The sequence below is a fragment of the Pseudomonas yamanorum genome, from assembly GCF_900105735.1.
Classification (GTDB): domain Bacteria; phylum Pseudomonadota; class Gammaproteobacteria; order Pseudomonadales; family Pseudomonadaceae; genus Aquipseudomonas; species Aquipseudomonas yamanorum.
Map to the genome: position 1 here is coordinate 745,958 of NZ_LT629793.1, position 26,051 is coordinate 772,008.

The 26,051-nt window shown below is 60.6% G+C and carries 21 protein-coding genes and 1 pseudogene; 19 read left to right on the forward strand and 3 right to left on the reverse strand.

What is annotated here, in order from left to right:
- Positions 1-80 precede the first annotated feature (80 nt).
- The 19 genes from purB (at position 81) to BLU46_RS03770 (ending at position 22,794) form a co-directional block, all read left to right on the forward strand.
- Positions 81-1,451, forward strand: coding sequence for an adenylosuccinate lyase (gene purB, locus BLU46_RS03670; RefSeq protein ID WP_017479511.1), 1,371 nt, complete (start codon positions 81-83; stop codon positions 1,449-1,451).
- A gap of 84 nt (positions 1,452-1,535) precedes the next feature.
- Positions 1,536-2,702 (forward strand): ribosomal protein uL16 3-hydroxylase, encoded by a 1,167-nt coding sequence (locus tag BLU46_RS03675; RefSeq protein WP_093198701.1) that lies wholly within the window; start codon positions 1,536-1,538, stop codon positions 2,700-2,702.
- Positions 2,695-3,117, forward strand: coding sequence for a GNAT family N-acetyltransferase (locus tag BLU46_RS03680; RefSeq protein WP_017479509.1), 423 nt, complete (start codon positions 2,695-2,697; stop codon positions 3,115-3,117). Before BLU46_RS03675 ends, BLU46_RS03680 begins: the two co-directional genes overlap by 8 nt.
- A 237-nt stretch (positions 3,118-3,354) precedes the next feature.
- Positions 3,355-4,092, forward strand: coding sequence for a secretin N-terminal domain-containing protein (locus BLU46_RS03685; protein ID WP_093198705.1), 738 nt, complete (start codon positions 3,355-3,357; stop codon positions 4,090-4,092).
- A gap of 494 nt (positions 4,093-4,586) precedes the next feature.
- Positions 4,587-5,912 carry an isocitrate lyase gene (gene aceA, locus BLU46_RS03690; protein WP_003219577.1) on the forward strand — a complete coding sequence of 442 codons (1,326 nt, stop codon included), beginning with the start codon at positions 4,587-4,589 and terminating at the stop codon, positions 5,910-5,912.
- 1,355 nt (positions 5,913-7,267) lie between these two features.
- Positions 7,268-7,681 (forward strand): NADH-quinone oxidoreductase subunit A, encoded by a 414-nt coding sequence (locus BLU46_RS03705; RefSeq protein WP_003219575.1) that lies wholly within the window; start codon positions 7,268-7,270, stop codon positions 7,679-7,681.
- Positions 7,682-7,691: 10 nt separating this feature from the next.
- Entirely contained in the window at positions 7,692-8,366 is a 675-nt protein-coding gene (locus BLU46_RS03710; protein ID WP_003219572.1) for a NuoB/complex I 20 kDa subunit family protein, read from the forward strand.
- 72 nt (positions 8,367-8,438) lie between these two features.
- Positions 8,439-10,223 carry an NADH-quinone oxidoreductase subunit C/D gene (gene nuoC, locus BLU46_RS03715; protein ID WP_093198713.1) on the forward strand — a complete coding sequence of 595 codons (1,785 nt, stop codon included), beginning with the start codon at positions 8,439-8,441 and terminating at the stop codon, positions 10,221-10,223.
- 2 nt (positions 10,224-10,225) lie between these two features.
- Entirely contained in the window at positions 10,226-10,723 is a 498-nt protein-coding gene (nuoE, locus tag BLU46_RS03720) for an NADH-quinone oxidoreductase subunit NuoE (RefSeq protein WP_003219568.1), read from the forward strand.
- Positions 10,720-12,075 carry an NADH-quinone oxidoreductase subunit NuoF gene (gene nuoF, locus BLU46_RS03725; protein WP_093198717.1) on the forward strand — a complete coding sequence of 452 codons (1,356 nt, stop codon included), beginning with the start codon at positions 10,720-10,722 and terminating at the stop codon, positions 12,073-12,075. Before nuoE ends, nuoF begins: the two co-directional genes overlap by 4 nt.
- 135 nt (positions 12,076-12,210) lie before the next feature.
- The gene (gene nuoG / locus BLU46_RS03730) at positions 12,211-14,925 is read left to right on the forward strand and encodes an NADH-quinone oxidoreductase subunit NuoG (protein WP_093198720.1); all 2,715 of its coding nucleotides are present in this window, start codon (positions 12,211-12,213) and stop codon (positions 14,923-14,925) included.
- Positions 14,922-15,929, forward strand: a complete 1,008-nt coding sequence (gene nuoH, locus BLU46_RS03735; protein ID WP_003219563.1) for an NADH-quinone oxidoreductase subunit NuoH — start codon at positions 14,922-14,924, stop codon at positions 15,927-15,929. The genes nuoG and nuoH overlap by 4 nt, the downstream gene beginning before the upstream one ends.
- Positions 15,930-15,940: 11 nt before the next feature.
- Positions 15,941-16,489, forward strand: coding sequence for an NADH-quinone oxidoreductase subunit NuoI (nuoI, locus tag BLU46_RS03740; protein WP_003174725.1), 549 nt, complete (start codon positions 15,941-15,943; stop codon positions 16,487-16,489).
- Positions 16,490-16,498: 9 nt separating this feature from the next.
- Entirely contained in the window at positions 16,499-17,002 is a 504-nt protein-coding gene (gene nuoJ, locus BLU46_RS03745; RefSeq protein WP_017476146.1) for an NADH-quinone oxidoreductase subunit J, read from the forward strand.
- 2 nt (positions 17,003-17,004) lie between these two features.
- On the forward strand, positions 17,005-17,313 hold the full coding sequence (gene nuoK / locus BLU46_RS03750; RefSeq protein ID WP_003219560.1) for an NADH-quinone oxidoreductase subunit NuoK: 309 nt from the start codon (positions 17,005-17,007) through the stop codon (positions 17,311-17,313).
- Positions 17,310-19,163: an NADH-quinone oxidoreductase subunit L gene (gene nuoL, locus BLU46_RS03755; protein ID WP_003219559.1), complete on the forward strand. Its 1,854-nt coding sequence runs from the start codon at positions 17,310-17,312 to the stop codon at positions 19,161-19,163. Before nuoK ends, nuoL begins: the two co-directional genes overlap by 4 nt.
- Before the next feature lie 49 nt (positions 19,164-19,212).
- Complete coding sequence (nuoM, locus tag BLU46_RS03760) at positions 19,213-20,745, forward strand: NADH-quinone oxidoreductase subunit M (RefSeq protein WP_017476147.1); 1,533 nt, start codon at positions 19,213-19,215, stop codon at positions 20,743-20,745.
- A gap of 7 nt (positions 20,746-20,752) precedes the next feature.
- Entirely contained in the window at positions 20,753-22,216 is a 1,464-nt protein-coding gene (nuoN, locus tag BLU46_RS03765; RefSeq protein ID WP_017476148.1) for an NADH-quinone oxidoreductase subunit NuoN, read from the forward strand.
- 263 nt (positions 22,217-22,479) lie between these two features.
- Entirely contained in the window at positions 22,480-22,794 is a 315-nt protein-coding gene (locus BLU46_RS03770) for a helix-turn-helix domain-containing protein (protein ID WP_017476150.1), read from the forward strand.
- A gap of 59 nt (positions 22,795-22,853) precedes the next feature.
- Here BLU46_RS03770 and BLU46_RS33455 read toward each other — a convergent pair whose 3' ends face one another.
- The 3 genes and pseudogenes from BLU46_RS33455 to BLU46_RS03780 form a co-directional block, all read right to left on the reverse strand.
- Positions 22,854-23,675, reverse strand: coding sequence for a methyl-accepting chemotaxis protein (locus tag BLU46_RS33455; protein ID WP_408003274.1), 822 nt, complete (start codon positions 23,673-23,675; stop codon positions 22,854-22,856).
- Positions 23,676-23,711: 36 nt separating this feature from the next.
- Positions 23,712-24,533: pseudogene (locus BLU46_RS33460) on the reverse strand (cache domain-containing protein); the annotation flags it as partial.
- A 70-nt stretch (positions 24,534-24,603) separates the two neighbouring features.
- Positions 24,604-25,923, reverse strand: coding sequence for a Na+/H+ antiporter family protein (locus BLU46_RS03780; protein WP_172834575.1), 1,320 nt, complete (start codon positions 25,921-25,923; stop codon positions 24,604-24,606).
- Positions 25,924-26,051 lie beyond the last annotated feature (128 nt).

Below are 26,051 nucleotides of genomic sequence, written 5' to 3' on the forward strand. Positions count from 1 at the left end.
GTCAGTTGGCAACGGACCGGCGGATTTTTTCATGTATGATACGCGCCCCATTTCGTTGCCCGACTGTCCGAGAACACCCCATGCAGCTTTCTTCGCTCACTGCGGTTTCCCCTGTTGACGGCCGCTACGCCGGCAAAACCCAGGCCCTGCGCCCTATTTTCAGCGAATACGGTTTGATCCGTGCTCGTGTTCTGGTTGAAGTGCGCTGGCTCCAGCGCCTGGCCGCTCACCCTGGCATCAGCGAAGTGCCGGCGTTCTCCGCCGAAGCCAACGCTGTGCTGAACGCCCTGGCGGAAAACTTCGCTCTGGAGCACGCCGAGCGTGTCAAAGAGATCGAGCGCACCACCAACCACGACGTTAAAGCCATCGAGTACCTGCTCAAAGAGCAAGCGGCCAAGCTGCCGGAACTGGCCAAGGTCAGCGAGTTCATCCACTTTGCCTGCACCAGCGAGGACATCAACAACCTGTCCCACGCCCTGATGCTGCGCGAAGGCCGTGATGACGTGATGCTGCCACTGATGCGCCAGACGGCCGATGCCATCCGCGAACTGGCGATCCGTTTCGCCGACGTACCGATGCTGTCGCGCACCCACGGCCAGCCGGCTTCGCCGACCACGTTGGGCAAAGAACTGGCCAACGTGGTGTACCGCCTGGAGCGCCAGATCGCTCAAGTGGCCGCCGTGCCGCTGCTGGGCAAGATCAACGGCGCCGTAGGCAACTACAACGCCCACCTGTCGGCCTACCCTGAGATCGACTGGGAAGAAAACGCCCGCGCCTTCATCGAAGACGAGCTGGGCCTTGGCTTCAACCCGTACACCACGCAGATCGAACCCCACGACTACATCGCCGAGCTGTTCGACGCCATTGCACGCTTCAACACCATCCTGATCGACTTCGATCGCGATATCTGGGGCTACATCTCCCTGGGCTACTTCAAGCAGCGCACCATCGCCGGTGAAATCGGTTCGTCGACCATGCCGCACAAGGTCAACCCGATCGACTTCGAAAACTCCGAAGGCAACCTCGGGATCGCCAACGCCCTGTTCCAGCACCTGGCCAGCAAGTTGCCGATCTCCCGCTGGCAGCGCGACCTGACCGACTCCACCGTACTGCGCAACCTCGGCGTGGGCTTTGCTCACAGCGTGATCGCGTACGAAGCCAGCCTCAAAGGCATCAGCAAACTGGAGCTCAACGCGCAGAAGATCGCCGCTGACCTGGACGCTTGCTGGGAAGTTTTGGCCGAGCCGATCCAGACCGTGATGCGCCGCTACAACATCGAAAACCCGTACGAGAAGCTCAAAGAGCTGACCCGCGGCAAGGGCATCACCTCTGAAGCGTTGCAAACTTTCATCGACGGCCTGGACATGCCAGCCGCCGCCAAGGCTGAGCTGAAACTGCTCACCCCGGCTAACTACATCGGCAACGCTGTGGCCCAAGCCAAACGCATCTGATAGCTGCTTGACCCTTTGAGACGCCCGGCAGCGCCGGGCGTTTTTATTCCCGTCTGAAAAGTGCTTTTTTTCAATAGGTTACACATGAATCCTGATATTCCTCTTCAACTTCTGGGCGGCATCACGGCACGCGAGTTCCTGCGCGACTACTGGCAGAAAAAACCGCTGCTGATCCGCCAGGCCATTCCTGATTTCGAAAGCCCGATCGACGCCGACGAACTGGCCGGCCTGGCGCTGGAAGAAGAAGTCGAGTCGCGCCTGATCATCGAACACGGCGAACGCCCGTGGGAGTTGCGTCGCGGCCCGTTCGCCGAAGATGCCTTCAGCACCCTGCCCGAGCGCGAGTGGACCCTGCTGGTGCAGGCCGTCGACCAGTTCGTGCCGGAAGTGGCCGAACTGCTGGAAAACTTCCGTTTCCTGCCGAGCTGGCGCATCGATGATGTGATGATCAGCTACGCCGCCCCGGGTGGCAGCGTGGGCCCGCACTTCGACAACTACGACGTGTTCCTGCTGCAAGGTTCCGGCAAGCGCAACTGGAAGATCGGCCAGATGTGCAACTCCGAAAGCCCGCTGCTGCAGCACGCCGACCTGCGCATCCTCGCCGAATTCGAAGAAACCGCCGAATGGGTGCTGGAACCGGGCGACATGCTCTACCTGCCGCCACGCCTGGCCCACTGCGGTGTGGCCGTGGATGATTGCATGACGTACTCCGTAGGCTTCCGCGCCCCGAGCGCGGCTGAAGTGCTGACCCACTTCACCGACTTCCTCAGCCAGTACCTGACTGACGAAGAGCGCTACACCGACGCCGATGCCCAGCCGGTCAGCGACCCGCACCAGATCCAGGCCGACGCCCTCGACCGCCTGAAAAGCCTGCTGGCCGAGCACATGAGCGACGAGCGCATGCTGCTGACCTGGTTCGGCCAGTTCATGACGGAGCCGCGCTACCCGGAACTGGTCGCCGGCCCGGAAGTGGAAGAAGAAGACCTGCTGGGCAGCCTGCAAGACGGCGCCGTGCTGATCCGCAACCCAAGCGCACGCCTGGCCTGGTCCGAAGTGGACGACGACCTGCTGCTGTTCGCCAGCGGCCAGAGCCGCCTGTTGCCGGGCAAGCTGCGGGAACTGCTGAAGCTGGTGTGCGCCGCCGACGCATTGCACATCGACAATCTCGGCCCATGGCTGGCGGACGAAGATGCCTGCGCCCTGCTGTGGGAACTGGTCAAGCAAGGAAGCCTGGGGTTTGCCGATGAATAAGATTCACGTAAGTGTCGCGGACTGGCAAAAGGATATCGCCGAGATACGGCGCATTCGTGAGGCGGTATTTATCGCTGAACAATCGGTTCCACCGGAGCTGGAATGGGATGCTGACGATGCCGGTGCCGTGCACTTCCTGGCATTCGAAGGCGACTTCCCCATCGGCACCGCCCGCCTGCTGCCTACCGGCGAGATCGGGCGCGTGTCGGTCCTCAAGGACTGGCGCGGCCTGAAGGTCGGCGACAAGCTGATGGAAGCCGTGATCGGCGAGGCCGAGAAACGCGGCCAGACCCGGCAGATCCTCAGTGCACAGGTCCATGCGGCGCCGTTTTATGAGCGCCTGGGCTTCAAGATTGTCAGCGATGAATTCCTTGAAGTCGGGATTCCTCACGTTGATATGGTGCGCGAGGGCTGATCCGAGACCGAGTCGCACCCTTCGCGAGCAAGCCCGCTCCCACATTCGATCCAGTACATCCTTGGAATGCGGTCAAATGTGGGAGCGGGCTTGCTCGCGAAGGCGGTATCAGCAATACCTCAAAAGGCCCTGCCATCCACCGATGCCAGGGCCTTTTGCCGTCTAGGATTCAACTTGCACCCCGCCAGGCCGACAAACTGGCACTATCAAGCCTAATGACTCGCAGAGATAACGGACATGTCCCTACGCACCCTGCTCACTACTTTGCTCCTGGCCACCAGCTTCTCGGTGATGGCCGCCACCGAAGTCGTGCCCCTGAGCAACCGCACCAGCGCTGACCTGTTGCCCGTCGCGCAGAACTTTATCGGCAAGGACGGCACCGTCAGCGCCTACGGCAACCAACTGATCGTGAATGCAGAACCCGACAAGATCCAGGGCCTGCGCGCCTTGCTTGCGCAACTGGATACACCTTCCAAGCGCCTGCTGATCACCGTCGACACCAACGAGAACAACCAGCAAAGCAACGGCAACAATCAAACTCAGGTCATCACCTACAGCACCGAGAGCCGCGACGGTGGGGTCCAGCAAATCCAGGCCAGCGAAGGCGTGCCCGCGTTGATCCAGGTCGGCCAGAGCGTGCCGCTCACCACCACCCAGCCTGATGCCTACGGCCGCCCGCAGAACCAGACGCAGTATCGCAACGTGACTCAGGGCTTCTACGTCACCGCCAGCGTCACCGGTGAGACCGTTCACCTGAGCATCAGTACCAATCGTGACCGCATGAGCCAGGAACGTCCCGATGTAGTGAACGTGCAAAGTACCGACACAACCGTCAGCGGACGCTTGGGCGAGTGGATCACCCTGGCTGGGATCAATCGCCAGACCCAGGCCGACAAAAGCACTACAACCCGCAGCTACTCTACTCAAGGGCGCGATGATCTGACATTGCGGGTCAAAGTCGAGACCCTGAACTGAAGCACCAAAAACTGACTGGTGAGTCGTATTAGACTAAAGATGTAGTGCTTTAAAAAAAGCACTACAAAACATTTGACGATCCAAAAAAGCATGGGCATGATGGCCTCGCTCCCGCTAATCAGGGGCCCTGGCAAGGGCCTTCGGATCGTCGCTCTAAGCTACCCACCTGAGCCGATTCGTGTCTGTACCGCCCACAAGGTGTGTTTGACGAGGTTGCGACTGGAACGAAGTTGTCCCGAGGGACGGAAGCTAACCAGGTAACCCGGCAACACACTGATGGATCGTACAAAGGCCCACGACGCCCGAAGACTGTTCGCAGTTCGCCCCTACCTGCTCAACTCCCCCTCTCGCCACTCGTTCATCCCGTCGCCTTCCCCGCCAAGCCTGACTTGACCGCCTAAGCTTCTGGTCAGCGAGCAGCCATAACCACGCAGTGATTACGTGGCTGGCAAATGGAATTTTCCACCTAGACCTATGCGACGAGGTTTTCCCCCATGGCACTGACACGCGAACAGCAAATTGCAGCCCTTGAAAAAGACTGGGCTGAAAACCCACGCTGGAAAGGCGTGACCCGCGCTTATTCCGCTGCTGACGTCGTCCGCCTGCGTGGCTCGGTTCAACCTGAGCACACCTTTGCAAAACTCGGCGCCGAGAAGCTGTGGAAGCTGGTCACCCAAGGTGCCAAGCCGTCCTTCCGTCCCGAAAAAGATTTCGTCAACTGCATGGGCGCCCTTACTGGCGGCCAAGCAGTTCAACAGGTAAAAGCCGGTATCCAGGCGATCTACCTGTCCGGCTGGCAAGTGGCAGCGGACAACAACTCCGCTGAATCCATGTACCCCGACCAATCGCTGTACCCGGTGGACTCCGTGCCAACCGTGGTCAAGCGCATCAACAACTCGTTCCGCCGCGCCGACCAAATCCAGTGGAAAGCCGGTAAAGGCCCGGGCGACGAAGGCTACATCGACTACTTCGCACCGATCGTTGCAGACGCTGAAGCCGGTTTCGGCGGCGTACTGAACGCTTACGAGCTGATGAAGAGCATGATCGAGGCGGGCGCTGCCGGCGTTCACTTCGAAGACCAGCTTGCATCAGTGAAGAAATGCGGCCACATGGGCGGCAAGGTACTGGTTCCAACCCAGGAAGCTGTTCAAAAGCTGACGGCTGCTCGTCTGGCTGCTGACGTTGCTGGCACTCCGACCATTATCCTGGCCCGTACCGATGCCAACGCGGCTGACCTGCTGACCTCGGATTGCGACCCGTACGACCAGCCGTTCGTGACTGGCGAACGTACCCAGGAAGGCTTCTATAAAGTGCGCGCCGGTCTCGACCAGGCGATCGCTCGCGGCCTGGCCTACGCGCCGTACGCCGACCTGATCTGGTGCGAAACTGCCAAGCCGGACCTGGACGAAGCTCGTCGCTTTGCCGAAGCCATCAAGAAGGAATACCCGGACCAACTGCTGTCCTACAACTGCTCGCCTTCTTTCAACTGGAAGAAGAACCTGGACGACGCGACCATCGCCAAGTTCCAGCGTGAGCTGTCTGCCATGGGCTACAAGCACCAATTCATCACCCTGGCCGGCATTCACAACATGTGGCACAGCATGTTCAACCTGGCGCATGACTACGCCCGCAATGACATGACTGCCTACGTGAAGCTGCAGGAGCAGGAGTTCGCTGATGCTGCCAAGGGTTACACCTTTGTGGCGCACCAGCAGGAAGTGGGCACTGGCTATTTCGACGACATGACCACCGTGATCCAGGGCGGCACCTCGTCCGTGACTGCGCTGACTGGTTCGACTGAAGAAGAGCAGTTCCACTAAATACTGAGTACACGGCCACTGCGGCCCCAAGGAAGACCTAACCGCAGTGCCGCATGATCTGACGCCCCGACTGGTTCGGGGCGTTTTTTTTGCGGCTCTGAAATGGGTGTATATCCGTTATTTGGGTGATGACCTCTATTGGTTCCGCTCTTACAGCGGCTCACTTTTGAACAGCGCAAAAGTAAGCAAAACGCTCTTGCCCCACCACTCGGCACCTCGCCTAGGCTCGGTGTGCCCTCACTCCGGCTTTGGACCGTGGGCCGCCGTCATGGGCCATCCTTGGCCCAGGACGGCTAACCCGGCGTCCTGCCGGGTTACCCACGCTCCAAAGCCTGCGTTCGGCCAGCGTGGTTTAACGGGGCGCCTAAGATCAAGATCAACAGCAAGAGCACAGCGGCCTCCCGGCCGGCTTGAGTGTTGAAGAGCAAAAGCCAAATCAAAAGCTAAAGCGGGCACGGTCAAATGTGGGAGCTGGCTTGCCTGCGATGGCATCAACTGGGTGTACCTGATGCACCGAGTTGTCTGCATCGCAGGCAAGCCAGCTCCCACAGAAAAGCAGAGCTGCATCAGCTTCAGATTTGGCTTTCGCTCTGGATCTAGCCTTTGCTTTTAACACTCAAGCCGGCCGGTAGGCCGCTGTGCTCTTGCTTTTGATCTTGATCTGACTGCCCCAATAAGCCCGAGGCCGAACGCAGGTATTGCGGAGCGGGTAAACCGGCAGGACGCCGGTTTAGCCGCGCCGGGCCATGGATGGCCCGTCGCGGCGGCCCGCGGAGCAATGCCGGAGTGAGGGAACGCCGAGCCCTAGCGAGGCGCCGACAGGCGGGGCAGAGCCCTTTGCTTACTTTGGGGCTTTTCCAAAGTGAGCCGCTGTAAGAGCGGAACCATAAGCCGCCGTTACCGCAGCAACGGATATGTACACAGCCCCCCCCACAACCAAATTTCGACCAAAACATTGATCCAGAGCGGTATCCGCGTCCGCAAAGTCAGTTAAAAGATCCGCTTTACCAACTAACACCACCCGCACAAGTAACAGCAACTTCCTCCGCTAAACCCCGAACAGCTGTTTAAAACCCACGCAAACAATATTCATTATCATTTAGAGCATGAAAACTTCTTTACAGCTTAAACAAAACATAATTGGTGAAATGCCCGCTAATGCCCGCCCCACAAGGGCTACAGCCCCAAGAAGGTGCACTATGTCCTTATTCCATCGAATAATTTCGCTATAGGAATTTTACTTGCCCGGTGTTTAGCCATAAAATCACCGCGATTGATTGCGCTGCGACATATCGTCACTGCATCGTTACTTTTTCGAGCTCAGAGACCTTTGCTCTCTGTTAAGGATTTCCAGCATGACCGAAGCGACAGGACTCATGGCCCACAACTGGGGCTTTGCCATTTTCCTCCTCGGTGTTGTCGGCCTCTGCGCCTTCATGCTCGGTGTCTCCAGCCTCCTCGGGTCAAAAGCCTGGGGCCGCAGCAAAAATGAACCGTTCGAGTCCGGCATGCTGCCTACAGGTGGCGCCCGCTTGCGGCTCTCAGCCAAATTCTATCTGGTCGCGATGCTCTTCGTGATCTTCGATATCGAAGCCCTTTTTCTCTTTGCCTGGTCTGTGTCCGTCCGCGAAAGCGGCTGGACCGGATTCGTCGAAGCCCTCGTTTTCATAGCAATTCTGTTGGCAGGCCTTGTCTACCTATTCCGAGTAGGCGCCCTTGACTGGGCTCCGGAAGCTCGTCGTAAGCGGCAAGCGAAGCTGAAACAATGAGGCTTTGGCGATGCAATACAATCTCACCAGGATCGACCCGGATGCTCCTAACGAGCAGTACCCCATCGGCGAACGGGAAACCGTTTCCGATCCGTTAGAAGACCAAGTCCACAAAAACATCTACATGGGCAAGCTGGAAGACGTGCTGAGTGGCGCGGTCAACTGGGGACGTAAGAACTCCCTGTGGCCGTACAACTTCGGTCTGTCCTGCTGCTACGTGGAAATGACCACCGCCTTCACGGCGCCCCACGACATCGCGCGCTTTGGCGCCGAAGTTATCCGGGCATCGCCGCGTCAGGCGGATTTCATGGTTATCGCCGGTACCTGCTTTATCAAGATGGCGCCGATCATTCAGCGTCTCTACGAGCAAATGCTCGAGCCAAAGTGGGTTATCTCCATGGGTTCGTGCGCCAACTCCGGTGGCATGTACGACATCTACTCCGTAGTTCAGGGGGTGGACAAGTTCCTGCCCGTGGACGTCTACGTGCCTGGCTGCCCGCCCCGCCCTGAAGCATTTCTGCAAGGCTTGATGCTGTTGCAGGAATCGATTGGCAAGGAGCGTCGCCCACTTTCCTGGGTTGTCGGAGATCAAGGCGTATACCGCGCCGAGATGCCGTCACAAAAGGAACAGCGCCGCGAACAGCGTATTCAGGTAACCAACCTGCGCAGCCCCGACGAAGTCTGATCCAGAACCGCTTCTTTTATAGAACGAAAACCTGGCTTCATTCTTTACGTTGACCGAAAGCGATAAAAAACCATGACTACAGGCAGTGCTCTGTACATCCCGCCTTATAAGGCAGACGACCAGGATGTGGTCGTCGAACTCAATAACCGTTTTGGCCCTGACGCCTTCACCGCCCAGGCCACACGCACCGGTATGCCGGTGCTGTGGGTGGCGCGTGCCAGGCTCGTCGAAGTCCTGAGCTTCCTGCGCAACCTGCCCAAGCCATACGTCATGCTCTATGACCTGCATGGCGTGGACGAGCGCCTGCGCACCAAGCGCCAGGGACTGCCGAGCGGCGCCGATTTCACCGTGTTCTACCACCTGATGTCTCTGGAACGTAACAGCGACGTGATGATCAAGGTGGCCCTCTCCGAGAGCGACCTGAGCGTTCCGACCGTGACCGGTATCTGGCCCAACGCCAACTGGTACGAGCGTGAAGTGTGGGACATGTTCGGCATCGACTTCCCGGGTCACCCGCACCTGACGCGCATCATGATGCCGCCGACCTGGGAAGGTCACCCGCTGCGCAAGGACTTCCCTGCCCGCGCCACCGAATTCGATCCCTTCAGCCTGACCCTCGCCAAGCAACAGCTTGAAGAAGAGGCTGCACGCTTCCGTCCGGAAGACTGGGGCATGAAGCGCTCCGGCACCAACGAGGACTACATGTTCCTCAACCTGGGCCCGAACCACCCTTCGGCTCACGGTGCCTTCCGCATCATCCTGCAACTGGACGGCGAAGAAATCGTCGACTGCGTGCCGGACATCGGCTACCACCACCGTGGTGCCGAGAAGATGGCCGAGCGTCAGTCGTGGCACAGCTTCATCCCGTACACCGACCGTATCGACTACCTCGGCGGCGTGATGAACAACCTGCCGTACGTGCTCTCGGTCGAGAAGCTGGCCGGCATCAAGGTGCCGGACAAGGTCGACACCATCCGCATCATGATGGCCGAGTTCTTCCGGATCACCAGCCACCTGCTGTTCCTGGGTACCTATATCCAGGACGTCGGCGCCATGACCCCGGTGTTCTTCACCTTCACCGACCGTCAGCGCGCCTACAAGGTCATCGAAGCCATCACCGGCTTCCGCCTGCACCCGGCCTGGTACCGCATCGGCGGTGTTGCCCACGATCTGCCGCGTGGCTGGGAGCGCCTGGTCAAGGAATTCATCGACTGGATGCCCAAGCGTCTGGACGAGTACCAGAAAGCCGCCCTGGACAACAGCATCCTCAAGGGCCGGACCATCGGCGTCGCCCAGTACAACACCAAAGAGGCCCTGGAATGGGGCGTCACCGGTGCTGGCCTGCGTTCCACCGGTTGCGATTTCGACCTGCGTAAAGCGCGCCCGTACTCCGGCTACCAGAACTTCGAATTCGAAGTCCCGCTGGCGGCCAACGGCGATGCCTACGACCGCTGCATCGTGCGCGTCGAAGAAATGCGCCAGAGCCTGAAGATCATCGAACAGTGCATGCGCAACATGCCGGAAGGCCCGTACAAGGCGGATCACCCGCTGACCACGCCGCCGCCGAAAGAGCGCACGCTGCAACACATCGAAACCCTGATCACGCACTTCCTGCAAGTTTCGTGGGGCCCGGTGATGCCGGCCAACGAGTCCTTCCAGATGATCGAAGCGACCAAGGGTATCAACAGTTATTACCTGACGAGCGATGGCGGCACCATGAGCTACCGCACCCGGATTCGTACGCCAAGCTTCCCGCACCTGCAGCAGATCCCTTCGGTGATCAAAGGTGAAATGGTCGCGGACTTGATTGCGTACCTGGGTAGTATCGATTTCGTTATGGCCGACGTGGACCGCTAAGCATGAATAGCACGCTTATCCAGACAGACCGTTTCACCTTGAGTGAAACCGAGCGCTCGGCCATCGAGCACGAGCTGCATCACTACGAAGACCCGCGCGCGGCGTCGATCGAAGCCTTGAAGATCGTCCAGAAGGAACGTGGCTGGGTGCCCGACGGCGCCCTCTACGCCATCGGCGAGATCCTCGGCATCCCCGCCAGCGACGTTGAAGGCGTGGCGACGTTCTACAGCCAGATCTTCCGCCAGCCGGTTGGCCGCCACATCATTCGCGTGTGCGACAGCATGGTCTGCTACATCGGTGGCCACGAGTCCGTGGTCAGCGAAATCCAGAGCAAGCTGGGCATCGGCCTGGGCCAAACCACTCCGGACGGCCGCTTCACGCTGCTGCCGGTGTGCTGCCTGGGCAACTGTGACAAGGCGCCGGCGTTGATGATCGACGACGACACATTCGGTGACGTGCAGCCTGCTGGCGTCACCCAATTGCTCGAGGGCTACCCATGACCCTGACTTCCTTCGGTCCTGCCAACCGCATCAAGCGCACGGCTGAGACTCACCCGCTGACCTGGCGCCTGCGTGACGACGGCGAAGCCGTTTGGCTCGACGAGTACCAGGCCAAGAACGGTTACGCGGCCGCGCGCAAAGCCTTTGCCGACATGGCCCAGGACGACATCGTCCAGACAGTGAAAGACGCAGGCCTTAAGGGCCGCGGCGGTGCAGGCTTCCCCACCGGGGTCAAGTGGGGCCTGATGCCGAAAGACGAATCCATCAACATCCGCTACCTGCTGTGCAACGCGGATGAAATGGAGCCGAACACCTGGAAAGACCGCATGCTGATGGAGCAACTGCCCCATCTGCTGATCGAAGGCATGCTGATCAGTGCTCGCGCACTGAAAACCTACCGTGGCTACATCTTCCTGCGTGGCGAGTACACCACCGCCGCCAAGCACCTCACCCGTGCCGTGGAAGAAGCCAAGGCAGCCGGCCTGCTGGGTAAAAACATCCTCGGTTCGGGCTTCGACTTCGAACTGTTCGTGCACACCGGCGCCGGGCGTTACATCTGCGGTGAAGAAACCGCACTGATCAACTCCCTCGAAGGCCGCCGCGCCAACCCGCGCTCCAAGCCGCCCTTCCCTGCCGCCGTGGGCGTGTGGGGCAAGCCGACCTGCGTGAACAACGTTGAAACCCTGTGCAACGTGCCGGCAATCATCGGCGACGGCGTGGAGTGGTACAAATCGTTGGCCCGCGCAGGCAGCGAAGACATGGGCACCAAGCTCATGGGCTTCTCCGGCAAGGTCAAGAACCCGGGCCTGTGGGAACTGCCTTTCGGCGTGACCGCACGGGAGCTGTTCGAGGACTACGCCGGCGGCATGCGCGACGGCTACACCCTCAAGGCCTGGCAGCCAGGCGGCGCCGGTACCGGCTTCCTGTTGCCTGAGCACCTGGACGCACAAATGTACGCCGGCGGCATCGGCAAGGTGGGCACCCGTATGGGTACAGGCCTGGCCATGGCCGTGGACAACACCGTGAACATGGTGTCGTTGCTGCGCAACATGGAGCAGTTCTTCTCCCGTGAATCCTGTGGCTTCTGCACCCCGTGCCGCGACGGTTTGCCATGGAGCGTCAAGCTGCTGATGGCCCTGGAAAACGGCGAAGGCCGCGAGGGTGACATCGAGACCCTGCTGGGTCTGGTCGGTTTCCTCGGCCCAGGCAAGACCTTCTGTGCTCACGCACCGGGCGCCGTGGAGCCATTGGGCAGCGCGATCAAATACTTCCGCTCGGAGTTCGAAGCCGGCATCGCGCCTACCAGCGCCGCCGTCCCGCCTCTGGCAAGGCCGATTGTAGTCGGCGCGTAACGCTTAAAAAGGCGAAGGGTCCGTGCCCTTCGCCTCCTCATGTGCTGACGCCTTCAAGGCTGTGTTGATGCACATGAATAACAAGATTCCATTAGCCACGCCCGCTGACACCGGGCCAACGAAGAACTTTGAACCATGGCCACTATCCACGTAGACGGCAAAGAGCTCGAAGTCGATGGGGCAGACAACCTGTTACAGGCGTGTCTGTCGCTAGGCCTCGACATTCCATATTTCTGCTGGCACCCCGCCCTTGGCAGCGTTGGCGCTTGCCGCCAGTGCGCGGTCAAGCAGTACACCGACGAGAACGACACCCGTGGTCGTATCGTGATGTCCTGCATGACCCCTGCCACCGACGGCAGCTGGATCTCCATCGAAGACGAAGAAGCGAAAGTGTTTCGCGCCAGCGTCGTCGAATGGCTGATGACCAACCACCCGCACGACTGCCCTGTGTGTGAAGAAGGCGGCCACTGCCACCTGCAAGACATGACCGTGATGACCGGCCACAACGAGCGCCGGTATCGCTTCACCAAGCGCACCCACCAGAACCAGCAACTGGGCCCGTTCATTTCCCACGAGATGAACCGCTGCATCGCTTGCTACCGCTGCGTGCGCTTCTATAAGGACTACGCCGGCGGTACCGACCTCGGTGTGTTCGGCGCCCACGACAACGTGTACTTCGGTCGCGTTGAAGACGGCACCCTGGAAAGCGAGTTCTCCGGCAACCTCACCGAGGTCTGCCCGACCGGCGTGTTCACCGACAAGACTCACTCCGAGCGCTACAACCGTAAGTGGGACATGCAGTTCTCGCCGAGCATCTGCCATGGCTGCTCCAGCGGTTGCAACATCTCCCCGGGCGAGCGCTACGGCGAACTGCGTCGGATCGAAAACCGCTTCAACGGTTCGGTCAACCAGTACTTCCTGTGCGACCGTGGCCGTTTCGGCTATGGCTACGTCAACCGCGAAGACCGCCCACGTCAGCCACTGCTGGCCGGTGGCGCCAAGCTGAGCCTCGACGAAGCACTGGATAAAGCTGCTGACCTGCTGCGCGGTCGCAACATCGTCGGTATCGGTTCGCCCCGCGCCAGCCTCGAAAGCAACTACGCGTTGCGCGAGCTGGTAGGCGCCGAACACTTCTACTCGGGTATCGAAGCCGGTGAGCTGGAGCGTATCCGCCTGGTGCTGCAAGTTCTGAACGACAGCCCGCTGCCGGTTCCGAACATGCGCGACATCGAAGACCACGATGCGATCTTCGTCCTCGGTGAAGACCTGACCCAAACCGCTGCACGCGTGGCCCTGTCCCTGCGCCAGTCGGTAAAAGGCAAGGCCGAAGACATGGCCGACGCCATGCGCGTCCAGCCTTGGCTCGACGCTGCGGTGAAAAACATCGGCCAGCACGCGCTGAACCCGCTGTTTATCGCCAGCCTGGCTGAAACCAAGCTCGACGACATCGCTGAAGAATGCGTACACGCCGCGCCTGACGACCTGGCCCGCATCGGTTTCGCCGTGGCCCACGCCCTCGACGCCAGCGCGCCGGCCGTTGAAGGCCTGGACGCTGAAGCCGTTGAACTGGCCAAGCGTATTGCTGACGCCCTGCTAGCCGCCAAGCGTCCATTGATCATTGCCGGTACCTCGCTGGGTTCCAAGGCGCTGATCGAAGCCGCTGCCAACATTGCCAAAGCCTTGAAGCTGCGCGAGAAGAACGGTTCCATCAGCCTGATCGTGCCAGAGGCTAACAGCCTTGGCCTGGCCATGCTCGGTGGCGAGTCCCTGGACGCCGCCCTGCAAGCCGTGACCGACGGCAGCGCCGATGCGATCGTGGTACTGGAAAACGACCTGTACACCCGTACTGATTCGGCCAAGATCGACGCAGCGCTGAACGCGGCCAAAGTGGTGATCGTTGCCGACCACCAGAAAACCGCCACCAGCGACCGCGCCCACCTGGTACTGCCCGCCGCCAGCTTTGCTGAAGGCGACGGTACCCTGGTCAGCCAGGAAGGCCGCGCCCAGCGCTTCTTCCAGGTATTCGATCCGAAGTACATGGACGCCAGCATCCTGGTTCACGAAGGCTGGCGCTGGCTGCATGCCCTGCGCGCTACCCTGCTGAACCAGCCGATCGACTGGACCCAGCTCGACCACGTGACTGCCGCCACAGCCGCAGCCGCACCGCAACTGGCACGCATCGTCGACGCGGCACCGTCTGCCTCGTTCCGCATCAAGGGCATGAAACTGGCCCGTGAACCGCTGCGTTACTCCGGCCGTACCGCCATGCGTGCTGACATCAGCGTGCATGAGCCACGTACGCCACAAGACAACGACACCGCGTTCGCCTTCTCCATGGAAGGTTACTCGGGGTCGGTCGAGCCACGTCAGCAGGTGCCATTTGCCTGGTCGCCGGGCTGGAACTCGCCGCAAGCCTGGAACAAGTTCCAGGACGAAGTCGGTGGTCACATCCGCGCTGGCGACCCGGGCACCCGCCTGATCGAAAGCACCGGTGACTCGCTGAACTGGTTCGCCAGCGTTCCGCGTCCATTCAATCCGGCCCAGGGCACCTGGCAGGTTGTGCCGTTCTTCCACCTGTTCGGCAGCGAAGAAACCTCTTCCAAAGCCGCGCCGGTACAAGAGCGCATCCCACAAGCCTACGTGTCTGTTGCCAAGTCCGAAGCCGACCGCCTGGGCGTCAACGACGGTGCCCTGCTCAGCTTGAACGTCGCCGGCAAGACCCTGCGTCTGCCACTGCGCATCAACGAAGAGTTGGGTGCTGGCCTGGTTGCATTGCCAAAAGGCCTCGCGGGAATTCCTCCAGCGATCTTCGGCCTCACCGTTGACGGTCTGCAGGAGGCAGCTCAATGACCTGGTTCACCCCTGAAGTGATCGACGTGATCATCGCGGTGGTCAAGGCCATCGTGATCCTGTTGGCCGTGGTCGTGGCGGGCGCCTTGCTCAGCTTCGTCGAACGTCGCCTGCTGGGCTGGTGGCAGGACCGTTACGGTCCGAACCGCGTTGGCCCGTTTGGTATGTTCCAGATCGCCGCCGACATGCTGAAAATGTTCTTCAAGGAAGACTGGACCCCGCCGTTTGCCGACAAGGTGATCTTCACCCTGGCACCGGTCGTGGCCATGAGCGCCTTGCTGATTGCCTTCGCAATCATCCCGATCACCCCGACCTGGGGCGTGGCGGACCTGAACATCGGCTTGCTGTTCTTCTTCGCCATGGCCGGCTTGTCGGTCTACGCGGTGCTGTTCGCCGGTTGGTCGAGCAACAACAAGTTCGCCCTCCTGGGCAGCTTGCGGGCTTCGGCCCAGACCGTCTCCTACGAAGTGTTCATGGGCCTCGCGCTGATGGGCATCGTGGTGCAGGTGGGCTCGTTCAACATGCGCGACATCGTCGAGTACCAGGCGCAGAACCTGTGGTTCATCATTCCGCAGTTCTTTGGCTTCTGCACCTTCTTCATCGCTGGCGTCGCCGTGACTCACCGTCACCCGTTCGACCAGCCGGAAGCGGAACAGGAACTGGCCGACGGTTACCACATTGAATACGCCGGCATGAAATGGGGCATGTTCTTCGTAGGTGAGTACATCGGCATCATCTTGATCTCGGCCCTGCTGGTCACGCTGTTCTTCGGTGGCTGGCACGGTCCGTTCGGCATCCTGCCGCAGCTGGCGTTCTTCTGGTTCTTCCTGAAGACCGCGTTCTTCATCATGTTGTTCATCCTGCTGCGCGCTTCCATCCCGCGTCCACGGTATGACCAGGTGATGGATTTCAGCTGGCGATTCTGCCTGCCGCTGACCCTGATCAATTTGCTGGTGACTGCTGCCGTTGTGTTGTTGAACACGCCAGCGGGCGCGGTTCAGTGAGGATTTGACCCATGTTCAAATATATTGGCGACATCGTTAAGGGTACCGGTACCCAGTTGCGAAGCCTGGTGATGGTGTTCGGTCACGGCTTTCGCAAACGCGACACCCTGCAATACCCGGAAGAGGCGGTGTACCTGCCGCCGCGTTATCGCGGCCGCATTGTCCTGACCCGCGACCCCGACGGCGAAGAGCGCTGCGTGGCCTGTAACCTGTGCGCCGTGGCATGCCCGGTGGGTTGCATCTCGCTGCAGAAAGCTGAAACCGAAGACGGTCGCTGGTACCCGGACTTCTTCCGCATCAACTTCTCGCGCTGCATTTTCTGCGGCCTCTGCGAGGAAGCTTGCCCGACCACCGCGATCCAGCTGACACCGGATTTCGAGATGGCCGAGTTCAAACGTCAGGACCTGGTGTACGAGAAAGAAGATCTGCTGATCTCTGGTCCCGGTAAAAACCCTGATTACAACTTCTATCGTGTTGCAGGTATGGCCGTTGCCGGTAAGCCGAAAGGCGCCGCACAAAACGAAGCCGAGCCGATCAACGTGAAGAGCTTGCTGCCTTAAGGAAGAAAGATGGAATTCGCTTTCTATTTCGCATCGGGTATTGCAGTGGTGTCCACGCTTCGCGTGATCACTAACACTAACCCCGTGCACGCCCTGCTCTACCTGATCATTTCGCTGATCGCCGTGGCCATGACCTTCTTCAGCCTCGGCGCACCGTTCGCCGGTGTGCTGGAAGTGATCGCCTACGCCGGCGCCATCATGGTGCTGTTCGTGTTTGTGGTGATGATGCTCAACCTGGGGCCGGCCTCGGTCGCCCAGGAACGCGTCTGGCTCAAGCCCGGCATCTGGCTCGGCCCGGTGATCCTGGCAGCCCTGCTGCTGGCTGAACTGCTGTATGTGCTGTTCGCTCACCAGAGCGGCCAGGCCATCGGCCACACCACCGTAGACGCGAAAGCCGTGGGCATCAGCCTGTTCGGCCCGTACCTGCTGGTGGTCGAACTGGCTTCGATGCTGCTGCTCGCTGCGGCCATCACCGCCTTCCACTTGGGCCGCAACGAAGCCAAGGAGCAATGACGATGCCTGCTATCCCTTTGGAGCATGGTCTGGCGGTCGCCGGCATCCTGTTCTGCCTTGGCCTGGTCGGCCTGATGGTCCGCCGCAACATTCTGTTCGTGTTGATGAGCCTGGAAATCATGATGAACGCCGCGGCACTCGCGTTCATCGTGGCCGGTAGCCGTTGGGGCCAGCCGGATGGACAAGTGATGTTCATCCTGGTGATCAGCCTGGCAGCCGCCGAGGCCAGTATTGGCCTGGCGATCCTGCTGCAACTGTATCGTCGCTTCCACACGCTTGATATCGACGCTGCCAGTGAGATGCGCGGATGAACATGATCTTTCTGACTTTCGTATTTCCCCTGATTGGTTTCCTGCTGCTGTCGTTCTCCCGTGGACGCTGGTCGGAAAACCTCTCGGCCCTGGTGGGCGTGGGTTCCATTGGCCTGTCGGCGATCGTCGCCGCCTACGTCATCTGGCAATTCAACGTTGCGCCACCTGAAGGCGGTCACTACACCCTGGTGCTGTGGCAGTGGATGTCGGTGGAGGGCTTCAAGCCCAACTTCGCCCTCTACGTCGACGGCCTGTCGATCACCATGCTCGGCGTGGTGGTGGGTGTGGGCTTCCTGATCCACCTATTCGCGTCCTGGTACATGCGCGGTGAAGCCGGTTACTCGCGCTTCTTCGCCTACACCAACCTGTTTATCGCGAGCATGCTGTTCCTGGTGCTGGGCGATAACCTGTTGTTCCTGTACTTCGGCTGGGAAGGCGTGGGCCTGTGCTCGTACCTGTTGATCGGTTTCTACTACAGCAACCGCAACAACGGTAACGCCGCACTCAAAGCCTTTATCGTGACCCGGATCGGCGACGTGTTCATGGCCATCGGCCTGTTCATCCTGTTCCAACAGGTGGGCACGCTGAACATCCAGGAACTGCTGGTGCTGGCACCGCAGAAATTCCAGGTCGGCGACTTCTGGATCACCCTGGCGACCCTGATGCTGCTGGGCGGCGCTGTCGGTAAATCCGCGCAACTGCCGCTGCAAACCTGGCTGGCGGATGCGATGGCCGGCCCTACCCCGGTTTCGGCACTGATCCACGCCGCCACCATGGTGACCGCCGGTGTCTACCTGATTGCCCGTACCCACGGCCTGTTCACCCTGGCGCCAGAGATTCTGCATCTGGTGGGCCTGGTGGGTGGCGTCACCCTGGTACTGGCCGGCTTCGCGGCCCTGGTTCAGACCGACATCAAGCGTATCCTCGCCTACTCGACCATGAGCCAGATCGGCTACATGTTCCTGGCCCTGGGCGTCGGTGCCTGGGACGGCGCGATCTTCCACCTGATGACCCACGCCTTCTTCAAGGCCCTGCTGTTCCTTGCTTCCGGTGCGGTGATCGTTGCCTGCCACCACGAGCAGAACATCTTCAAGATGGGCGGCCTTTGGAAGAAACTGCCGTTGGCCTATGCCAGCTTCATCGTCGGCGGCGCGGCCTTGTCGGCCCTGCCACTGGTGACCGCAGGTTTCTACTCCAAAGACGAAATCCTCTGGGAAGCCTTTGCCAGCGGTAACCACGGCCTGCTGTATGCCGGCCTGGTGGGTGCGTTCATGACCTCGCTGTACACCTTCCGCCTGATCTTCATCACGTTCCACGGTGAAGCCAAGACTGAAGCCCATGCAGGCCACGGTATTTCCCACTGGTTGCCACTGTCGGTGCTGATCATCCTGTCGACCTTCGTCGGTGCCATGATCACCCCGCCACTGGCCGGTGTTCTGCCGGAAAGTGCCGGGCATGCCGGTGGAGCGGCCAAGCACAGCCTGGAAATCGCCTCGGGTGCCATCGCCATCGCCGGCATCCTGTTGGCCGCCCTGCTGTTCCTCGGCAAGCGCCGCTTCGTCACCGCCATCGCCAACAGTGGCATTGGCCGCTTCCTTTCGGCCTGGTGGTTCGCTGCCTGGGGCTTCGACTGGATCTACGACAAACTGTTCGTCAAGCCGTACCTTGCGATCAGCCACGTGCTGCGCAAAGACCCGCTCGACCAGACCATCGGTTTGATCCCGCGCGCCGCCAAGGCCGGTCACACCGCCCTGAGCCGCAGCGAGACTGGCCAATTGCGCTGGTATGCAGCTTCCATGGCGGCCGGTGCCGTCCTGGTAATCGGCGCCATCATCGTGGTCGCGGTCTGACTATGCACATTGCGAACTTTGCGAACTTGCGAAAGGAAACGAGCCCGTCATGATTCTGCCCTGGCTAATCCTGATCCCTTTTATCGGCGGCCTGCTCTGCTGGATGGGTGAACGCTTCGGCGCCACCCTCCCCCGCTGGATTGCGTTGCTGACCATGTCCCTGGAACTCGCGCTCGGCCTCTGGCTGTGGGCCCACGGTGACTATTCATTTGCTCCGGCACCGGGTGTCGATCCAACCTTCGCGCTTGAATTCAAGCACGTGTGGATCCAGCGCTTCGGCATCAACGTGCACCTGGCCCTCGACGGCCTGTCGCTGTTGATGATCCTGCTGACCGGCCTGCTGGGTATCCTCTCGGTACTCTGCTCCTGGAAAGAAATCCAGCGTCACGTGGGCTTCTTCCACCTGAACCTGATGTGGATCCTGGGCGGTGTTGTCGGCGTGTTCCTCGCCCTCGACCTGTTCATGTTCTTCTTCTTCTGGGAAATGATGCTGGTGCCGATGTACTTCCTCATCGCGCTCTGGGGTCACAGTTCTTCGGACGGCAAGAAAACCCGGATCTACGCGGCGACCAAGTTCTTCATCTTCACCCAGGCTTCCGGCCTGATCATGTTGGTGGCGATCCTGGGTCTGGTACTGGTCAACTTCAACAGCACGGGCGTGATCACGTTCAACTACGCCGACCTGTTGAAAACCAAGATGTCCCTGACCACCGAGTACATCCTGATGCTGGGCTTCTTCATCGCGTTCGCGGTGAAGCTGCCGGTGGTGCCGTTCCACTCCTGGTTGCCTGATGCTCACGCCCAGGCGCCGACCGCAGGTTCTGTGGACCTGGCCGGTATCCTGTTGAAGACGGCGGCCTACGGCCTGCTGCGTTTCGCCCTGCCGCTGTTCCCGAATGCCTCGGCCGAGTTTGCGCCGATCGCCATGACCCTCGGTCTGATCGGGATCTTCTACGGTGCGTTCCTGGCCTTCGCCCAAACCGACATCAAGCGTCTGATTGCCTTCTCGTCCGTTTCCCACATGGGCTTCGTACTGATCGGCATCTACTCCGGCAGCCAACTGGCGCTGCAAGGTGCGGTGATCCAGATGCTGGCGCACGGTGTGTCGGCAGCGGCACTGTTTATCCTCAGTGGCCAACTGTACGAGCGCCTGCACACCCGTGACATGCGTGAGATGGGTGGCGTGTGGTCGCGTATCGCCTACCTGCCGGCCATCAGCCTGTTCTTCGCCGCCGCGTCCCTGGGCTTGCCGGGTACCGGTAACTTCATCGGCGAGTTCCTGATCCTGATGGGTGCCTTCGTGCATACACCTTGGATCAGCGCAATCGCTACCTCCGGCCTGGTGTTCGGTTCGGTCTACTCGCTGATCATGATCCACCGCGCGTACTTCGGCCCGGCCAAGTCCGACACCGTGCTGCACGGCATGGACGGTCGCGAACTGATCATGGTGCTCGGCCTTGCGGTACTGCTGGTGTTCATCGGCGTGTACCCGCAACCGTTCCTGGATACCTCTGCCGCAACGATGCATGGCGTGCAGCAATGGTTCAGCACCGCCTTCACTCAACTCGCTTCGGCCCGGTAAGAGCGCTATGGAATTCACGATCCAACACTTTATCGCGCTTGCGCCGCTGCTGATTTCCAGCCTCACCGTTGTGGTGGTGATGCTGGCGATCGCGTGGCGCCGCAACCACTCACAGACCTTCCTGATTTCCGTGGCAGGTTTGAACCTGGCCTTGCTGTCGATTATCCCGGCACTCAAGGTCGCACCGCTGGCGGTCACGCCGCTGTTGATGGTCGATGACTTCGCGCTGCTGTATATCGCGTTGATCCTCGTGGCCACACTGGCCTGCGTCACCCTCGCCCACGCCTACCTCGGCGAAGGCGGCACGGGTTACCCGGGCAACCGCGAAGAGCTGTACCTGCTGATCCTGCTGGCTGCGACCGGCGGTATCGTGCTGGTCAGCGCGCAGCACCTGGCCGGCTTGTTCATCGGCCTGGAACTGCTGTCGATCCCGGTCTACGGCCTGGTGGCGTATGCCTTCTTCAACAAGCGCTCCCTGGAAGCCGGCATCAAGTACATGGTGCTGTCGGCCGCCGGTTCCGCGTTCCTGTTGTTCGGTATGGCCCTGCTCTACGCAGAAGCCGGCAGCCTGAGCTTCAGCGGTATCGGTCACGCCCTGGCAGCCTCCGGCAGCCCTGCGCCCATCGCCCAACTGGGCCTGGCCATGATGCTGATCGGCCTGGCGTTCAAACTGTCGCTGGTGCCATTCCACCTGTGGACCCCGGACGTGTACGAAGGCGCCCCGGCGCCGGTGGCTGCGTTCCTGGCTACTGCGTCGAAAGTCGCCGTGTTTGCGGTGATGGTGCGTCTGTTCCAGATCTCCCCTGCGGCCAACACCGGTGTACTCAGCAACGTGCTGACCATCATCGCCATCGCCTCGATCCTGTTCGGTAACCTGCTGGCGCTGACCCAGAACAACCTCAAGCGTCTGCTGGGTTATTCGTCCATCGCGCACTTCGGTTACCTGCTGATCGCCCTGGTGGCGAGCAAGGGCCTGGCGATGGAAGCCATCGGCGTGTACCTGGTCACCTACGTGATCACCAGCCTCGGTGCCTTCGGTGTGATCACCCTGATGTCCTCGCCTTACAAAGGCCGTGACGCAGACGCCCTGTACGAATACCGCGGCCTGTTCTGGCGCCGTCCGTACCTGACTGCCGTACTGACCGTGATGATGCTGTCCCTGGCCGGTATCCCGCTGACCGCTGGCTTCATCGGCAAGTTCTACATCGTGGCGACCGGTGTTGAAGCCCACGAATGGTGGTTGGTGGCCTCCCTGGTACTGGGCAGTGCCATCGGCGTTTTCTACTACCTGCGCGTGATGGTGACCTTGTACCTGATCGAGCCAAACCTGCGCCGTGTGGACGCCGAGTTGCACTGGGAGCAGAAAGCAGGCGGCGTGATGCTGCTGGCAATCGCCCTGCTGGCGTTCTTCCTGGGTGTGTACCCACAACCGTTGCTCACCCTGGTGCAGCATGCGGTGATGGCGGGTTGATCGCTTAGTTAGATGCAGTAAACAAAACGGCGCCTTCGGGCGCCGTTTTGCTTTCCACTGTAGGAGCAAGCTTGCTCGCGATGGTCGTTAACGATGACGTGGGGTATCTGAAACAACGCAGCGCTTTTCAGTTTTTCGCGAGCAAGCTCGCTCCTACAGAAACGGCGGAGTTGTCTGACCCCACACACAATCTCTACTGATATCGCCCTCTCAAGCGCCACCGTAGAGTTGCCGGCCTATACGCAATCTACGTAGGCATACCCATGAAACGTGACATCTTTTCCGAACTGGTCGAAGGCCTCGACGCGCTGGCAGATGAACGAGAAGGCAAGGTAACGCTGCGCAGCCACAAGGTGCAGTTGAGCAAGCTGGCACCGCTCACTGCCGACGAAGTAGTCGCTGTGCGTCAACAACTCAATCTGTCGCGCTCGGTGTTTGCGATGTACCTGCGCACCAACACCCGGACCCTGGAAAATTGGGAGCAAGGCCGGGCCACACCCAATGCTCAAGCGGCGACCTTAATTCGGCTGGTGGCGAAGTTTCCGGAGACGGTGGAACGTTTGGCGCTGTTGACCTGATCGATCAATCTAGCCGGCCCCATCGGCAACAGGACGTTGCCGATGGCTCAAGCCTGCAATCAAATCCTGAACTGCCCCACCAACTGCCCCAACCGGTGCCCCAGGTCCGCCAGGCTGCGGGAGGTCTGGGCACCCTGTTGGGTTTCATCGGCCACGCTGTCCACCGCCACCGCGATCTGATGCACGCTGCGGTTGATCTCTTCGGCCACGGCGGTTTGTTCTTCCGCCGCGCTGGCGATCTGCGCGTTCATTGAGTTGATGGTGCCAATCAGTTGCGACATGGTGTCCAGGGACGCACCGGCTTCGTTAGCCTTGGCCGAAGTCCCGTCGCCGGCGTCGCTGGAGCGGCGCATGGATTCCACGGCGGCTTCGGTGCCTTTTTGCAGGCGGTCGATCATGCCCTGGATTTCCTGGGTGCTCTGCTGGGTGCGGCTGGCCAGCGCCCGAACTTCGTCGGCGACCACGGCAAACCCACGGCCGGCCTCCCCTGCCCGCGCGGCTTCAATCGCGGCGTTGAGGGCAAGCAAGTTGGTCTGCTCGGCAATCGAGCGGATCACCCCCAGCACACTGACAATCGAGGAAACGTCCTGCTGCAAGCTGTCCAGAGATACGCCGCTGGTGCGGATGTCGCTCACCAGCGCGTGAATCTGCGCGATGCTGCCATCCACGACTTTTTTCGCGGCCTGGCCTTCGGCGTCAGTCTGCTGCGCCGCAACCGCCGCGCCTTGGGCACTGCGGGCTACTTCATGGGCCGCGGAGGACATTTCGTTGATCGCAGTAGCCACCTGGTCCGTCTCGTGACGCTGACGTTCCATGGCTTTTTCCGAGCGATTGGCTTGGTCGGCGACCTGGCTCACCAGGCCGGTAAGCTGGGAGGTCATTTCAGTGATCTGGCGCACCAAGCCGTGGATCTTGTCGACAAAGCGGTTGAACGAACCGGCCAGTTCCCCCAGTTCGTCCTGGCTGGTGATGGCCAGGCGGCGGGTCAGGTCACCCTCACCGGCCGCGATGTCGTCGAGGTTGATCTTCATCAAGTGCAGCGGTCGCAGGATGGTATTGGCCACCAGCATGCCCACGGCGGCGATCACCAACAGCACTACCACGGCAATCCCGATAATACTCAGCACCACGCCTTCCATGCGCTTCTCGACCTTGGCCTGAACCTCGGCGACCTGGGCGTCAATACCGTCCAGGTTCACCGACGTACCAATCACCATGTCCCACTTGGGCAGGTATTCGGTGTAGCCGAGCTTGGGCACCAGCTCGGTCTGGCCGGGCTGTGTCGAGCTGTATTGCAGGTAGTGGGTGCCGTCCTTGCCGACTTTCACCAGGTCACGGTTGACGTAGACGCCATTCGGGTCGCGGTTGTCCTTGAAGCTTTTGCCGACGCCGTCCGGGCTGTTGCCCTTGAACAGGCGAATGGTCTCGGAGTCGTAGCCGAAGAAATAACCGTCCTTGCCGTAGCTGGTGTTGGACAGCAGCTTGACCACCTGTGCCCGCGCCGCCGTGTCGCCCTGGGCGGCAGCGTCGTACAGCGGCTTGATGGTGGTCATGGCCACCTCGACGTAACCGCGCAAGGTGGTCTTGGCGTCGTTGAGCAAGTTCTGACGGGTTTCTTCAACCTCGTTACGAGCCTGCTCCCGGAGGATCCAGACCGTGGTCAGGCTGATGATCACGGCAAACAACAACACGGGCAGGACAGCAAGGGACAGTACTTTGGCCTTTAGACTCAGACGCATGGCTCTTCTCTCTTAAGGGACAACTTAAGAGGTTAACGGCTAGTTACAATAAATCTGTAGGACAATCCCGTCAGAGCGTCATCGCGGCAAACCAGCCAAACGCCAGCAGCGGAATGTTGTAGTGCAGGAAGGTCGGCACCACGGTGTCCCAGATATGGTGATGCTGGCCGTCGATGTTCAAACCCGAAGTCGGGCCCAGGGTGGAGTCCGACGCCGGTGAGCCGGCATCACCCAATGCCCCGGCCGTGCCGACGATGCACACGATGGCCAGCGGGCTGAAGCCCAACTGCACGCACAACGGCACAAAGATCGCCGCGAGGATCGGCACCGTGGAAAACGACGAGCCGATACCCATGGTCACCAGTAACCCCACCAGCAGCATCAGCAGCGCGCCCACACCACGGCTATGGCCGATGAAAGCCGCGGAGTCTTGCACGAGTGTCTGTACTTCACCGGTGGCCTTGAGCACTTCGGCAAAGCCGGACGAGGCGATCATGATGAAGCCGATCATCGCCATCATCTTCATGCCTTCGGTGAACAGGTCATCCGTATCGCGCCAGCGCACAATCCCCGACACCGAAAAGATCAGGAACCCGGCCAGGGCGCCGATGATCATCGAGTCCAGCCACAGTTGGATAATGAACGCCGCCGCAATCGCCAGGCCGGCCACCAGCAGGGTCAGCGGGTTGTATTGCACCGCCACCTGCTCGACCCGCTCGATTTTCTCCAGGTCGTACACACGCTTTTTGCGGTAGCTGATAAACACCGCCACCAGCAGGCCGACCACCATGCCCAGCGCCGGGAGGCCCATGGCATGGGTGACGTTGACGTGGCTGATGTCGACGCCGCTCTTGGCCACGTTGGCCAGCAGGATCTGATTCAGGAAGATATTGCCGAAGCCCACTGGCAGAAACATGTACGGCGTGATCAGGCCGAAGGTCATGACGCAGGCGATCAGCCGACGGTCCAGCTGCAGTTTGGTCAGCACGTATAAAAGCGGCGGTACCAGCAGCGGGATAAACGCGATGTGGATCGGCAGGATGTTCTGCGAGGCGATGGCCACGACCCAGAGCAGGCCGATCAACAGCCATTTGACGTGGCTACCACCCGTGGCTTCCTGGCGATCCACCAGCAACAGGGCCTTGTCCGCCAGCGCATGGGCCAGGCCGGATTTGGCAATCGCCACGGCGAACGCGCCAAGCAACGCGTAGGACAACGCCACCGTCGCACCGCCACCCAGCCCGCTGTTGAACGCCTTGAGCGTTGCATCGATGCCCAGGCCGCCGGTCAGGCCACCCACCAAGGCGCCGACAATGATCGCGATCACCACATGCACGCGGGACAGGCTGAGCACCAGCATCGTGCCGACCGCGGCGATTACTGCATTAATCATCGTTACCTCAAGACAGAAAAACTAAAAAAAGCACGCACCTGCCCGGGCTACTGTCGGGAACGGCTGCCGCAAACCAGGTTTTAAAGGAGTTTTATTAGAGGGCGCGCACTTTGCAGCAGGTGGGC